The organism is Streptomyces sp. 2P-4 (assembly GCF_030167965.1).
Classification (GTDB): Bacteria; Actinomycetota; Actinomycetes; order Streptomycetales; family Streptomycetaceae; genus Streptomyces; species Streptomyces globosus_A.
The window spans coordinates 179823-193109 of sequence record NZ_CP095011.1 but is presented as its reverse complement, the minus strand read 5'-3'; the positions used below and the strand labels follow the sequence as shown (position 1 = coordinate 193109).

The 13287-nt window shown below is 77.7% G+C and carries 14 protein-coding genes; 5 read left to right on the top strand and 9 right to left on the bottom strand.

Features of this window, described 5'->3' with window-relative positions; genetic code table 11:
- Positions 1-9: 9 nt before the first annotated feature.
- The 3 genes from MUK52_RS00920 to MUK52_RS00910 are packed head-to-tail and all read right to left on the bottom strand — an operon-like array spanning position 10 to position 3564.
- On the bottom strand, positions 10-1599 hold the full coding sequence (locus MUK52_RS00920) for an FAD-dependent oxidoreductase (protein ID WP_284574150.1): 1590 nt from the start codon (positions 1597-1599) through the stop codon (positions 10-12).
- A complete protein-coding gene (locus MUK52_RS00915; RefSeq protein WP_284574149.1) occupies positions 1596-2342 on the bottom strand; it encodes a class I SAM-dependent methyltransferase in 747 nt (248 codons plus the stop codon). The genes MUK52_RS00920 and MUK52_RS00915 overlap by 4 nt, the downstream gene beginning before the upstream one ends.
- Positions 2308-3564 carry a lycopene cyclase family protein gene (locus MUK52_RS00910; protein WP_284574148.1) on the bottom strand — a complete coding sequence of 419 codons (1257 nt, stop codon included), beginning with the start codon at positions 3562-3564 and terminating at the stop codon, positions 2308-2310. The genes MUK52_RS00915 and MUK52_RS00910 overlap by 35 nt, the downstream gene beginning before the upstream one ends.
- Positions 3565-3803: 239 nt before the next feature.
- Between MUK52_RS00910 and MUK52_RS00905 the strand changes: the two genes are divergently transcribed.
- The 3 genes from MUK52_RS00905 to MUK52_RS00895 all read left to right on the top strand — a co-directional run bounded on the left by MUK52_RS00905 (position 3804) and on the right by MUK52_RS00895 (position 6856).
- Positions 3804-4715, top strand: coding sequence for an SDR family NAD(P)-dependent oxidoreductase (locus MUK52_RS00905; RefSeq protein ID WP_284574147.1), 912 nt, complete (start codon positions 3804-3806; stop codon positions 4713-4715).
- A 73-nt stretch (positions 4716-4788) separates the two neighbouring features.
- On the top strand, positions 4789-5265 hold the full coding sequence (locus MUK52_RS00900; protein ID WP_114055739.1) for an SRPBCC domain-containing protein: 477 nt from the start codon (positions 4789-4791) through the stop codon (positions 5263-5265).
- Complete coding sequence (locus MUK52_RS00895) at positions 5258-6856, top strand: phytoene desaturase family protein (RefSeq protein ID WP_284574146.1); 1599 nt, start codon at positions 5258-5260, stop codon at positions 6854-6856. Before MUK52_RS00900 ends, MUK52_RS00895 begins: the two co-directional genes overlap by 8 nt.
- Before the next feature lie 22 nt (positions 6857-6878).
- Here the strand turns inward: MUK52_RS00895 and MUK52_RS00890 are convergent, their stop codons facing one another.
- From MUK52_RS00890 to MUK52_RS00875, 4 genes are all read right to left on the bottom strand, one after another.
- Positions 6879-8429, bottom strand: a complete 1551-nt coding sequence (locus MUK52_RS00890; protein ID WP_284574145.1) for an FAD-dependent oxidoreductase — start codon at positions 8427-8429, stop codon at positions 6879-6881.
- A 344-nt stretch (positions 8430-8773) separates the two neighbouring features.
- The gene (locus MUK52_RS00885) at positions 8774-8905 is read right to left on the bottom strand and encodes a hypothetical protein (protein ID WP_284574144.1); all 132 of its coding nucleotides are present in this window, start codon (positions 8903-8905) and stop codon (positions 8774-8776) included.
- A 283-nt stretch (positions 8906-9188) separates the two neighbouring features.
- Positions 9189-9779 (bottom strand): peptide ligase PGM1-related protein, encoded by a 591-nt coding sequence (locus MUK52_RS00880; protein ID WP_284574143.1) that lies wholly within the window; start codon positions 9777-9779, stop codon positions 9189-9191.
- Entirely contained in the window at positions 9743-10453 is a 711-nt protein-coding gene (locus tag MUK52_RS00875) for a preATP grasp domain-containing protein (RefSeq protein WP_284574141.1), read from the bottom strand. The genes MUK52_RS00880 and MUK52_RS00875 overlap by 37 nt, the downstream gene beginning before the upstream one ends.
- A gap of 305 nt (positions 10454-10758) precedes the next feature.
- Here MUK52_RS00875 and MUK52_RS00870 point away from each other — a divergent pair, with 305 nt between their 5' ends.
- Positions 10759-11382 (top strand): 2'-5' RNA ligase family protein, encoded by a 624-nt coding sequence (locus MUK52_RS00870; RefSeq protein WP_284574139.1) that lies wholly within the window; start codon positions 10759-10761, stop codon positions 11380-11382.
- Positions 11383-11394: 12 nt separating this feature from the next.
- On the opposite strand, the gene MUK52_RS00865 is transcribed toward MUK52_RS00870, so the two are convergent.
- Positions 11395-11967 carry a GNAT family N-acetyltransferase gene (locus tag MUK52_RS00865; RefSeq protein WP_114055743.1) on the bottom strand — a complete coding sequence of 191 codons (573 nt, stop codon included), beginning with the start codon at positions 11965-11967 and terminating at the stop codon, positions 11395-11397.
- A gap of 166 nt (positions 11968-12133) precedes the next feature.
- Between MUK52_RS00865 and MUK52_RS00860 the strand changes: the two genes are divergently transcribed.
- Complete coding sequence (locus MUK52_RS00860) at positions 12134-12772, top strand: lipoprotein (protein WP_246042544.1); 639 nt, start codon at positions 12134-12136, stop codon at positions 12770-12772.
- A gap of 99 nt (positions 12773-12871) precedes the next feature.
- Here the strand turns inward: MUK52_RS00860 and MUK52_RS00855 are convergent, their stop codons facing one another.
- Positions 12872-13282 carry a DUF7144 family membrane protein gene (locus MUK52_RS00855; RefSeq protein ID WP_114055745.1) on the bottom strand — a complete coding sequence of 137 codons (411 nt, stop codon included), beginning with the start codon at positions 13280-13282 and terminating at the stop codon, positions 12872-12874.
- Positions 13283-13287 lie beyond the last annotated feature (5 nt).

Here is a 13287-nt window from a genome sequence, read left to right as displayed (position 1 = left end):
GCCGGGAGTTCAGGGCCCGGCCGTCAGGGAGGCGAGGGTCCTCAGGAGCGGGGAGCGGCCCCTGCGGGGGACCGTCCACAGCGGGTGCCCGCGGACACCCCACCTGTGCAGGAGGGTGTTGGCCGCCTGCATGCCCGTCGTCGCCGCGCGCTCCATGAGGGCGACGGGCAGGTCGCTGCGGACCAGGTCGCCCGCCGCCACCACGGCCGGGTGCGGGGTGCGCACCCCCGGGCGGGCCGCGTAGCCGCCGACGGGAAACAGCGGGCAGTCCGCGTGCCACTCGTGGCGGGAGTCCACGACACGGGCCGCGGCCGTCTCCGGGTAGACCTCGTGCAGCCGGTCCAGCAGGCCCCGCTCCACACCGGCGCGGTCGCCGGCCGAGGGCCCGTCCACGGCGTACGCGTGGAGTTCCACGACGCTGCCGCCGGTGCGGCCGGCCCACCGGGCGGCCTCGCCCTCCCAGCGTTCCAGGACGCTGACGTTGTCCAGCCCGCCGTACCCGCTCGTGCCGAGGAACCCCGGCCGGTCCCGGCGGACGGGCCGGTCCAGCCACAGCCGCGACACGAGGAACGGCGGCGCGGTCCGCTGGGCGGCGATCCCCGCCCGCCACGCCGCGTCGCCCAGGCCGGGGGAGCCGGCCACCAGCGACCGCAGGCCCGCGACGTCCAGGGCGAGGACCACCGCGTCGTGGCGGGCGCCCGCGCTGCCGGACTCGACGCCGAGCGTCCCGTCGGCGTGCGGGACGACCGCGTCGACCGGCGCACCGGTGCGGATGTCCGCGCCCAGGCGGTCGAGGTAGCGGCCGAGCGGCTCCCACAGCGCCTGCGGGAACGGCTCGTCGGGCAGGTCGAACAGCAGCCCCTCGGAGGAGCCGAGGAAGTAGATGTGGAACATCAGCAGCAGCTCGGCCGCCGACAGCTCCCCCGGATCGGCGAAGAAACTGCGCGAGAACACCTCGAAGGCCAGGTGGTGGGCGGCCTCCGGGAAGTTGACGGCAGCGAGGAAGTCGCGGGCGCTGACCCCGTCGTACCGCTCGTACACCTGCGGCACCTGCACGTCGAGCAGCGGCAGCGCCGCCCGCGGGTTGAGCCCGGCGAGGTCGCGCCAGCCGAACGTGGGGCTGAGCGCGACGAAGCCGAGGGCGCTCCACGGCGGCGTACGGGGGACCCGGGCGAAGCTGTCGGTCAGCCCGCCCCGGTGGCGCAGGGGGTAGTCGGGTACGGGCGTGAGCGTGGAGAGGGCCGGGTCGGCCCGGCGCAGCAGGCCGCGCAGGTTGTAGTACTGCCGGAAGAACGCGTGGAACCCGCGGCTCATCGTCACCGTCGAGCCGTCCGCGAGCTGCGTGGGCCAGCCGGCGAGCCGTCCGCCCAGCACCGGCCGGCCCTCGTACAGCGTGACGCGCACGCCGCGTTCCGCGAGGGCGGTGGCGGCGGCGAGGCCGGCGATGCCTCCGCCGACCACCGCGGCGCGCGGGGCGTCCGCCCCGGTGAAGCGGGGTCTGCCGGGCGGCGGCAGCAGGATCTCGGCGCGGCGGTCCCGGCCGCGGCGGGGCGCGCGGGGCGCGCCGGGGGAGGGGCGTACGGCGGTCGCGGCCCTCATGCGGCGGGCCCCTTCCGGGACGGCGCGGGCCGGCTGCCGAGCAGCGTGTGGACGATGCCGGTCTGCCAGCCGGCCACCGGCAGCACCCGTACGCCGGTGAACCCCGCCGCCGCCATCCGCTCCGCGAACCTCGGGGCCGTGTCGAACGCCCGTACGCTGCCGTGCAGATGGCGGTACAGGCCCCGGTTGCCCGTGAGCGTGCCGGCCGGGACGACGACGGCCCGGCACACCGCGGACCAGAGCGCCCGGTGCACGGGGGACCCGCTGAGGGTGTAGTCGTGCACCGCGAGCCTGCCGCCGTCGCGCAGCAGCGCCCGTACGGAGGCCAGTACGGCGTCGGGGTCGGACACGTTTCGGAAGAGGTAGCCGGCGAAGACCGCGTCGAACGGGCCGGTGACCCCGGCGTCGGCGAGCCGCTCCACCGGGGCGTGCACGAAACGCACCCCCGCCGGCCAGGGCTTGGCCGCGGCCCGCCGCAGCATCCCGGCGGACGCGTCGACTGCGGTGATCCGGGCGTTCGGGGCGGCGCGCAGCAGTGCCGCGGTGGAGGCGCCGGTCCCGCAGCCGGCGTCCAGGAGGTGCAGGCCGGCCCCGCCGGCGGGCAGGCGGAGCCGGCGGGCCGAGCGCCGGAGGTCGGCGTGGTAGCCGGCGTTCAGGCCGGTGAGCCGGTCGTACGTGCCGGCCGCCCGGTCGAAGGCGCGGGCGAGGTCAGTGCCCCGCAGCAGGGTCGTCGTCTGGTTCATCGGGCCTCGTTTCACGGGGGGCGGCGGGTGCGTGCCGGCGGGGCAGGAAGGGCAGTTCGGCAACGGTGCGGAGCATGGGCGCGACGGGGGTGGCGCACCCGACGAGGAGGTCCTCCCACAGGGCCGTCGTCCCGTCGAGGAAGCGCAGCACCCGTTCGGCGGGAACCCTGCGGAAGAGGTCGGTGAAGAAGCGGGGGCCGTCGATCCGGCCGGCGTCCAGGGCGCGGAGGACGACGGCGTCCATCGCCAGGGCCCGGCGGCGGTGCGGCGCGGGCAGCCGGGGGGCCCGCCCGTCGCGCAGCGCTGCGGCGACGGCCCGGGTCTGCCGCTGCACCGCGGAGAAGGTGTAGCCGGTCGAGGGCCGGGTGGCGCCGCCGGCCGCGCCGATCAGGTGGACGCGCGCCCCGGCACGGCGCGGGTAGCGCGCATCGGTCATCGGGATCACCCCCGACTCCTCGGCCCGCACCTCGAACGGCCCCAGCCGCAGCACGTCACGCGTGTAGTGCTCCAGCGCGGCGGTGTAGGCGTCGCGGGCGAGCGGGGCCCGGGAGAACTCGGTGTACTCGACGAGCGCCTCCGCCGGCCCGAGCGGCAGCACGTAGCCGAAGGCGAGCCCGCGGGCCGGCTGCGGGACCCGGAAGTCCATCAGCTCGACCGTGTCCGGGTCGAAGGCGGGGCGGGCGGTGCGCACGAACCAGCCGCGGAAGTGCTGGAGCAGCACGGTCCGGGCCGGCGGGAGCGCGGGCAGCGGACGCGAGTCGAACAGGTGCCGGCCGCGCACGGCGATGCGGCGGCCGTCGGCCCCGGTGCACACGGCCACCGCGCCGCCGGGCGTGTCGTGCACGGCCTCCGCGGTCGCCGCCACGAGCCGGACGCCGGGCAGGCCGGCCAGCCGGGAGCGCACGGACGCCTCGAACGCGTCCGACCGCAGCATCCGGTACCGCAGCGCCCGCAGTTCGCCGTCGACGACACCGCCGTCGCGGTCCCGGACCCGCAGCCGCGCCCAGGACGCCGCCTCGGCCTCGGGATGCTCGGCCGGGCCGGCCTGCCAGAAGCACCAGGTGCGGTCGCCGGGGCGCAGCGCCTGCCGGGGCGTCTCCACGACGGCGACGGCCGGCTCCCGCCGGGCGCCGGGCAGGGTGAGCGCGTGGGCGAGCGACAGCCCCGCCGCCCCGCCGCCGACGATCACCACGTCCACGTCGACCTCCGGCCCGCACCCCACGCCCCGCCTCCCTTCCCGCGCCCATGCCGTCGGCCCCACTTCGCCGCGCACCGGCGCGGCGGATGCACCCGCTCCGGCCGGGTCGGGCGGCCGCGCAGCCGGGCGCCGAGGCGCACCGCACTTCTACCGCGCCGGACCGCCGCCGCCGCGCACGCCACGCGGTACCGGCCGGGGCGGATGGCCGGCGGCGGGCGGGGCAGGCGCGCGGTGTCGGGCCCGGCGTACCGGAGGTGGTGCAGGTGGGCGGTGGAAGGGCGTCGCTGCGGGGGCGGGTCGTCGTCGTCACCGGGGGCTCCAGCGGCATCGGGCGGGCCACCGCGCCGGCCTGTGCCCGGCGGAGGGCGTGCGTCGTGGTGGTGGCCGCCCGCAGTGCCGGGCAGGTGGAGGAGGTCGCCGAGTCGTGCCGGCGCCGCGGCGGCCCCGCGCTCGCCGTGCCCGTCGACGTGGCCGACGAGCAGGCCGTCGCCGGCCTCGCGCGGGCCGCCGTGGAGCGGTTCGGGCGGATCGACGCATGGGTCAACGCCGCCGGGGTCGGCATCCTGGGCCGCTTCGACCAGGTACCGGTGGCGGAGGTGCGCCGGCTCCTCGACGTCAACGCCGTCGGCGCCCTGAACGGCGCCCGCGCGGCCGTCCCGGTCATGCGCCCCCAGGGCGGAGGCGTCCTCGCCGACGTCGCCTCCCTCCTCGGCACGGCGGTCGCAGCCCCGTACATGGGCGCCTACGCCATGTCGAAGGCCGCACTGGCCGCCTTCGACGACGTGCTGCGGCGCGAGCCGGCCCTGCAGGGCGAGAGCCGGATCGCCGTCTGCACCGTCCTGCCCACGGGCGTCGACACCCCGTTCTTCCGGAACGCCGCCAACCACAGCCGGGTGCCGGTGGGCCCGTACGCCCGCTCGATGGCTGCCGCCCACGCGCTCGCCCCGGGCCTGCTGCGGCGGGGCATCGCCCGGCGCACCGACCGGGCCTACCTGGACCGCGGCAGGCCGAGGCTCCCGCAGGCGGGGAACCTGCACACGCCGACCGGCGCCCGCGCCGCGCTGCACGGCGGGCGCCACGGCGGTGCCCGCACCGCCGCCCGCCGGGCAGCCGCGGCAGCCGCCGCGGTGCTCGCCGTACGCGCCGCCCTGCGCGGACGCCCGGCCCCGCGGTGAGGCACGCGGCCGTGTGGGCCCGCCCCCGCGGGGTAGGCGCGACGGGCCACCCGCCTTCAGGAAGGGGAGAGCCATGGCTGTCCAGCACCGGCTGGTGCACTGCCCGCCCGAGCGCGTCTGGGGCGTCCTGTGCGACGGCGACCGGTACGCGGAGTGGGTTGTCGGCACCTACGACTCCCGGCAGGAGGACGACCGCTGGCCGCAGGAGGGCTCCGCCCTCCGCTACGTGGTGAAGGCCGGCCCGTGGACCTTCGAGGGCCGCACGGTCGTCCGCATCCACGAGCCGCCCCGCCGCCTCGAACTGGAGGCCAGGGCGGGGTCCCACACCAGCGCCCGGATCGCCATCGAACTGGTGCCGTGGGGCGACGAGACCGTCGTCGTCCTCGACGAGCACCCCCTGCGCGGCAGGGGCTGGACCTTCCACCACGCGGCCGTCGACGCCGTCTCCCAGATCCGCCACCGCGGCATGCTCTCCCGCCTGGCCCGCACCTGCGAGGAACGGGCCGGGGGCGCCGGGGCGGAAGCCGCCGGGGCCGGGTCCCATGCCTGACCCCGACGCGGTCGTCATCGGCGCCGGCCCCAACGGGCTCGTCGCCGCCAACCTCCTGGCCGACGCCGGCTGGCGGGTCGTCGTCTGCGAGGCCGCTCCCGAACCGGGCGGCGCCGTCCGAAGCGACCGGGGCCTGGATCCCTCGTACGTGCACGACCTGTTCAGCGCCTTCTACCCGCTCGCCGCCGCCTCCCCGGTCATCCGCCGCCTGGGCCTGGAGCGCCACGGGCTGCGCTGGAGCCGGGCTCCCGCCGCCGTCGCCCACCCCCTCACCGACGGCCGGTGCGCCGTCCTCGGCAGCGGGGCGGCGGACACGGCAGCGTCCCTGGAGCGTTTCGCCCCCGGGGACGGGGCCGCCTGGCACCGCATGTACGGTATGTGGGACCTGGTCCGCGACGACCTCCTCGACTGCCTCTTCACCCCCTTCCCCCCGGCCCGCGCCGGCCTCCGCCTCGCCGCCCGCCTCGGCTACACCAGGGCCCTGCACCTGGCGCGCACCCTGCTGCTGCCGGCCCGCCGCTTCGGCGAGGAGGAGTTCGACGGCGAGGGCGGCCGCCTCCTCATCGCCGGGAACGCGCTGCACGCCGACCTCGGCCCCGAGTCGGCCCTCGGCGGCGGCTTCGGCTGGCTGATGTGCATGCTCGGCCAGACGTACGGGTTCCCCGTGCCGCAGGGCGGCGCGCAGGCCCTCACCGGGGCCCTGGTGGGCCGGCTGGCGGCCCGCGGCGGCGTACTGCACTGCGGGAGGGCCGTCACCGAGGTGCTCGTGCACCGCGGGCGTGCCGCCGCCGTCCGCACCGCCGACGGCACCCTCATCCGCGCCCGGCGGGCCGTCCTGGCGGACGTCCCCGCCCCCCTCCTGTACGAGCGGCTGCTCGCCCCCGAGAACGTCCCCGACCGTATCCGGGCCGCGCTGCGGCGCTTCCAATGGGACTTCGCCACCTTCAAGGTCGACTGGGCGCTGTCGCGTCCCATCCCCTGGCGGGCGGAGGGCCCGGCCTCAGCCGGCACCGTCCACCTGGCCGACGGCCTGGACGAGCTGACGCTCTGGTCCGCGCAGATCGCCATGCACCGGGTGCCGGGCGACCCGTTCACCGTCCTCGGCCAGATGACGACGGCGGACGCCGCCCGCTCGCCCGCGGGCACGGAGTCGGCGTGGGCGTACACGCACGTCCCGCAGTCGGCCACCGGCGACGCGGGAAGCGACGGCATCACCGGCCGGTGGGACGAGCGCGAGAAGGATGCGTTCGCCCGGCGGATCGAGGACCAGGTGGAGCGCTACGCGCCCGGCTTCCGGGACGCGGTCCGCGGCCGCCGGATCCTCGCCCCGCCCGACCTGGAACGCCTCAACCCCGCCCTCGTCGGCGGCTCGGTCAACCAGGGGACGACCAGCCTGCACCAGCAGCTGGTGTTCCGGCCCCTGCCCGGCACCGGACGCCCCGCCACCCCGGTCCGCGGCCTGTACCTCGCCTCGGCGACCGCGCACCCGGGCGGCGGCGTGCACGGCGCGCCCGGCGCCAACGCCGCCCGCACCGCCCTCCGGGCCCTGCGCCCGCTGCGCGGGCCGCGCCGGCGCCCCCGCACCTCCTGACGCACGGCCCGGCGGCCTGCCCTCACAGGGTGTCGGGGTCCTTCCGCTCCAGCGGCTCCAGTGCGGGCCCCTGGAGGACCGCCCCGTCGACCGCGAAGCGCGAGCCGTGGCAGGGGCACTCCCAGGTGCGCTCGGCGTTGTTGAACCCGACCAGGCAGCCCATGTGGGTGCACACCGCCGACACGGCATGCAGCCGGCCCCCGGCGTCCCGGTGCACGGCGTACGGCCGGCCGCCGGACCGGATGACGGTGCCCTCGCCGGGCTCCAGTTCGGCGACGGGGCCGCGGCTGCCGTCGCCGAGGCTCCGCAGCCGGTCCTGCACCAGGTGCCGGCCCACCTCCCACTGCGCCTTCAGGTAGGCGGGCGCCTCGCGGACCACCGGGCCGATCCGGCCGGGGTCGTAGAGCCCCGCCCACGGCTCCGGCGCGCCGGCGGCGATCGAGGCGATGAGCCGTCCGGCGAGGACGCCGCCGGTCATGCCCCAGCCGCCGAAGCCGGTGGCCACGTACACCCGCTCGCCTGCGGCGGGCAGCGGCCCGATCAGCGGCACCGTGTCGGTCGGCGTGTTGTCCTGCGCCGCCCAGCGGTGGGTGACCTCCAGGCCGGGGAAGTGCTCCGCAGCCCAGGACGCCAACTGCCGGTAGCACTCGCCGACGTCCGTCTCCGAGCCCGGGGTGAAGGCCTCGCCGGTGACGATGAGCAGCCGCTCGCCCTCCCGGCCGGACGGCGCCGTCCGCACCGACCGGGTGCCGCCCTCCCGGGTGATGTACATGCCCTGAGGGTCCGCCGCGGCGGGCACCACGCCCGCGACGACGAGGTCGCGGTGCTGGTCGAGCCGGGTGGCCAGCAGCGCGTGGTCGAACAGCGGGTGGTGCGCGGCGACGACCACGGTGTCGGCGGTGACGACCGCCCCGGACTCCGTGGCCAGGTGGTGCGGCGTCCCCCGGCCGAGCCCGGTGACCCGCGTGTGCTCGAAGATGCGGCCGCCGTGCGCGACGAGGTCCTCGGCCAGCCCGCGCAGGTACGCGAGCGGGTGGAACTGGGCCTGCCCGGCGGCCCGTACCGCGCCCGCCACCGGGTACGGCAGCCCGGTCTCCGTCACGAACGACACGTCGAGGCCGGCCGCGCGGGCCGCATCGGCCTCGGCCCGCAGCTCCGCCACGCCCTCCTCTCCCGTGCAGTAGGTGTATGCGGCACGGTCTTCGAGGGAGCAGTCGATGCCCAGCGCGGCGGCCGTCTCCCGCACGTGCGCCAGAGCGGCGCTGTGGGACCGCGCGTACAGGGCCGCGGCCTCCTCGCCGCGGCTGTCCAGCAGCTTCCCGTAGACCGACGGGTGCAGGGCGGTGAGCTTGCCTGTGGTGTGCCCCGTCACCCCTCCGGCGGTCCGCAGCGCCTCCAGCACCACCACGCGGTGCCCGGCCCGGGCCAGCTCCCAGGCCGTGCTCAGCCCGGCGATGCCGCTGCCGATGACGGCCACGTCCGTCTCCAGCCTCCCTTCGAGGGCGGGGCGCGGCGGCAGCGGCGCGCTCTGCGTCCAGTACGAGTCCCATTCCGGAGCGGAGTCAGCGTTCATGCGCGGCGGCTGCCCCGGAACGGCCGCCGCAATCACGCCTGCCCCCGCCGACCGGGGTTGCACCGGGCGCGGGGCGGGCAGCCGCCGGCCATGAGCACCACGGGACCCGCGGACGCGGCGGCAGCCGGCCCGGCCGGGGACGGCCCGCCGGGACCGGCGGACCCGGAGGCCCTCGCCGCCTGGGTGGCCGACCCGTCCGTGTCGCCCGGCCCACGGCCGGCCGCACCGGGCCTCCGGCACCCTGGAAACCGCCGGACGACAGGTCCCGGGTGACCGTGCTCCGGGGTGCCCGTGCCGGTCGCCTGTGCCCTCCGCGGGCGGCCGCCGGCGGAGAACACCGTCCGTCAGACCGGGTACAGCCGTTCCAGGACGCGCTCCTCGTACCGGACGCGGGCCTGGGAGAAGTCGTACGGCCTCCTGCCGACGGCCTCCTGCCGACGGCCTCCCTTGTGCTCGTCGCCGTGCTCGCCGCCCACTGGACCACATGCCGCCACGTCACATGCAAACCCCGCCGCCGCGGACGTGCCGGCCGCTCCGGGCGGACCGGCCGCCGGCCGGTCTCCGCATCCGGCCGCGGTCGGCCGGCCTGACCGGCCTCCCGCGCAACGGCTCCTGCCCGGCCCGCACGCCGGCCCGCCCGCGTCCGCCGCCGGCACCGCACCGACCTGCCCTGTCGACCGGCGATTCCCCGGCCGGCGCAGCCTCACGGCAGCGCCCCTGGAACCGCACCCGCCCCCATCCGGCCCCCGCGCCGGCCCGTCACCCCGCGGGCGCCCAGGCGGCGTGCAGCCGCCCCTCGAACCGCAGCGCCCCGGCGAGGTCCGCTGCGAGCACCGCATAGCGCCAGGCGGCCCCCTCCACAGGCGCCCCCGCGTACAGCACGACCCCCTCGCAGCGCGCCGGATCGTAAGCGAGCCCCTCCGCCCGGAGCCGGGCCACCGCCGCATCGAAGCGGAGGCCGGGCTCCGCCCGCACCCGGCCCGTCGCCCAGGCCCGCTCCCCGTACCCGGCCGCCGCGGCGAGGCGGGCCGCCATCGCCTGCGGCGTCGTCGTCGCCGTACGCCGGACGTTGCTCTCCCCGGCGTACGGGACGCCGTCCGCCGACACCATCGCGTCCAGGCCGAACGGCCCCGCGTACCCGCGCTCGGCGAGGTACCGGCCCAGCGCCCCGCCCCATTCCTCCAGCACCGCCCCCAGTCCGGCGGACGCCTCCGGCAGCGGCGCCGCATAGCCCGCGAACGCGCCCTCCACAGTGCGCATCTCGCCCGTGAACACGGTGCGCGGCCCGTCCGGGCCCGTCTCCATCTGGACGCTCACCGAGCGGACCGCGTCGATCCGCTCCTCGACCACCCAGAGCCCCTGCTCCCCGCCGACCGCGGCCAGGCCGCGGTCGGCCGCGGCCCGGCCGCCGCCGACAGGAAGAGCATGCCGTGGCCCCCAGCCGACCGGTCGGGCTTGACCACCACCTCGCCGTGCGCGCGCAGCATCTCCGCCACCGCCTCGGCCGCCCCGCCGCGCCGGCACACCCGGCCGTCCGGCATCCGCATCCCCAGCACGCGGCCCGCCTCACGGAATCCGGCCTTCGTGTTGAGCAGCCTCGTCACCCCGAGCGCCGCCTCGGCGTCGTCCGCCGTCGCGTACGGGTGGACGGACGCGCCGAGCCCGCGCGCCAGGGCCACCGCGGAGGCGTCCAGGGCGGTCGGCAGGACCGCCGCCGGCTGCCGCAGGCCCGCGGCGCTGACCGCCGCGACGGCGGGATGCGGCCCGGGCCGCGCGGCCGCCGCCCCGAAAGCCCCGGGATCGGCGACCACGGCGAGCGACGCCCGGGGGACGCCCGTCAGGGCGCAGGCGTACGCGAGGAACTCCTCGCCGATCTCCACCGGGGACACCAGCACGTCCCCGGGACGCAGCAGCCACACCTCGCGCGGGGCCTGCTCCGCCCAGGCGCGCAGCGCGCCGCCCTCGGCGGGGTCGACCGCGAGGTCGGAGACGAGGTTGGCGTAGTGCACCAGGGAGCCGGTCATCGCGCCCCGCCCGGCGGCTGCGGCCCCGGCCGAGGAGGCCGCGGCGCGGTGGGGCCCGCCCGCACAGGCCCTGCCCGGCGGAGCCCTGCCCGTGCGAGGCCGATGCCGCCCGGCGCGCCCGTGACCAGGGCGAGAGGCCTGGCGCCGGTCATCGGGAGCACCCCCTCCGCATCCGCGGGACTGGTTGTTCCCCATGTGCCCCGGAACGCCGGGCCGATGCCGCCGAAGCGGCGGAAACCGGCGTGCGCCCGGCCGCTGCGACGGGGCAGGCTGCGGACCCCGGCGGCGCGGGCCATGATGGCGGCGTGCCCGCCCCCCGGCGCCTCGCCCCCGCCCCCGCGGCCGCGCCCGGCCGCCTCGCCTCCGCGCCCACGCCGCGCACCGCCGTGGCGTGGCTGCCCCCGGCCGCCCTCTGGCCCGCCATCCAGGCGGTCCGCGCGGAGCACGACCCGCAGATCCGCCGGTGGCCGCCGCACGTGAACCTGCTCTTCGGCTTCGTCCCCGAGGAGGAATTCCCCGCCGCCCTGCCGCTGCTCGCCGCCGCGGCCGCCGAGTGCGAGCCGTTCGATGCGCGGCTGTGCGGAGTCCGCTCCTTCCGGCACCGCGCCTACTCCACCGTGTGGCTCGACCCGGCCGCGGCCGGCACCGCGCCCTGGACCCGCCTACGGGCCGCACTGGCCGAGCCCTTCCCAGCCTGCACGGACCGCTTCCCCCGCTTCACCCCGCACCTGTCGCTCGGCCGCACCCGCTCGCCGCAGTCGCTGGCCGCCGAGTGCGCCGCCCGGATCGGCGTGCTCCACGCCCGTGTGGACGGCATCGCGGTGCTCTCCCGCCGCGGCGACGGGCCGATGCGGACGCGCGCCGTGATCGCCCTCGGCGCCGGGCCCGCAGGGGACCGGCCCGAACCGGGAGGCCGCGACCGGACGTGACCCGGCCGGCCGTCAGCGCAGGTCGAACCGCATCAGGACGCGCGGATGCCCGGCCAGGACGGAGGAGGTGTCCGCCCGGTACACGAACCCGGCGCGCTCGAAGTTCTTCCGCAGACCGGCGTACGCCATCGTCAGATCGACCTTGGCGTCGCCACTGTCCAGCGGGTACGCCTCGACGACCGGAGCGCCCTGCGCCCGCGCGAACTGCACCGCACCCGCGATCAGCGCATGCGAGACGCCCTGCCCGCGGTGCCCGGGCCGCACGCGGATGCACCACAGGGACCACACCGGCACGTCGTCCACGTGCGGAATGGTGCGGCTGCGCGCGAAGGCGGTGTCCGAGCGCGGCGCCACGGCGGCCCACCCCACCGGGACCTCGCCGTCGTACGCGAGCACGCCGGGCGGCGGCCCCGTCCGGCACAGCTCGGACACGTACGCGCCGCGGGCCGGACCGCGGAGCTCGTTGTTCAGCTTGGACGGGATCCGATAGCTCAGGCACCAGCAGACGTTGGCACCGGGCGACTTCGGACCGAGCAGCGCCCGCACGTCCTCGAACACGGACGCAGGACGGACATCGAGAGACATGCCGCCACCCTGCCACGCCGGCCGGCGCCCGGCACGGGCCGCTGCGAACTGTGCACCGCGGGCTGCTACGTTGGCCGTTCGCTCCGGACGCCCGTCCGGGGCCCGGGCGGGGGAGACACGGGCAGTGCGGGGCACAGGGGGCAAGGCGGCCAAAGCGGCCGTTCTGTTGGCGGGACTGGCGGGACTGGCGGCCTGCGGGCCCGCGGAGTCGAAGGGCGCCTCCGCGGCGGGGGCTTCGCAGGCGTCCTCGGCGGGAACGCCCGCGCCGAGTGCGGACGCCGCCTCCGCGGCCCCGCCGGCGGGGTCCGCCGGAGCGGCCGGCAGCCCGTGCACGCTGCCCGTCGCCTTCGACCTGGCGCAGGACTGGAAGCCGAAGGCCGTCACGCACGCCGGCGACGAGGAGTTCGCCGCCCTGTTCAAGCAGGGGGGAACGACCCTGGCCTGCGAGATCGACGCCAAGCCGGCCGGGCACCTCGGCTTCCTGCGCGTCTGGGTCGCCGACACGCCCACCGCGGCCGGCGACGCCCGCCGCGTGCTGGAGGCCTTCATGGCCGGGGAGAAGGCCAAGGGCGCACCCGCCTACGCCGACCTGCGGGCCGGGACCGGCGACAGCAGCCTCCCGGCGGTCGAGGCCCGGTACGAGACGGCACCGCTCGACGAGCCGAAGAAGGAGCGCGCCCTGGCGGTGGTCACCCCCGGCGGCAAGGCCGTCGTCCTCCAGCTGGGCGGTTTCGACACCGCGGAGCACGACGCGATGCTGCCCGCCTACCGGATGGCCGTCCGGTCGCTCCGGCCGACCGGCTGACCCGCCCCGGCCGCCGCTCCCGACACGGCCTCAGGCCCGCCTGCGGCCCGGGGCCCCGTATGCCGCCGGCCCAGGGCCGGCCCGGGGCCACAAGCGGAGTCACACGGTGTCCGGGGTCCGCACCACGCACAGGGCCCAGATGACGGCGGTGTACATGGCGATGGCCACGAGCGACCACAGCGGGTAGTACGGCAGGGACAGGAAGTTGATGATGACCAGGATGCCCGCGAGGACGACCCCGCCGACCCGCGCCCACCGCGACGGCTTCATCAGGCCGAGGCCGATGGCGACGGCGAGGAGGCCGAAGACCAGGTGCAGCCATCCCCAGGCCGTCAGGTCGAACTTGAACAGGTAGTTGGGCGTGCTGACGAAGACCTCGTTCCGCGCGATGGCCATCAGGCCGCGGAAGAAGTCGAGGATGCCGAAGACGATCAGCATCACGGACGCGAAGACGACCAGACCGCTCGCGAAGGGGTGGTACCCCTCCCGGCCCGTCTGCGTGGTTGTCATGGCTT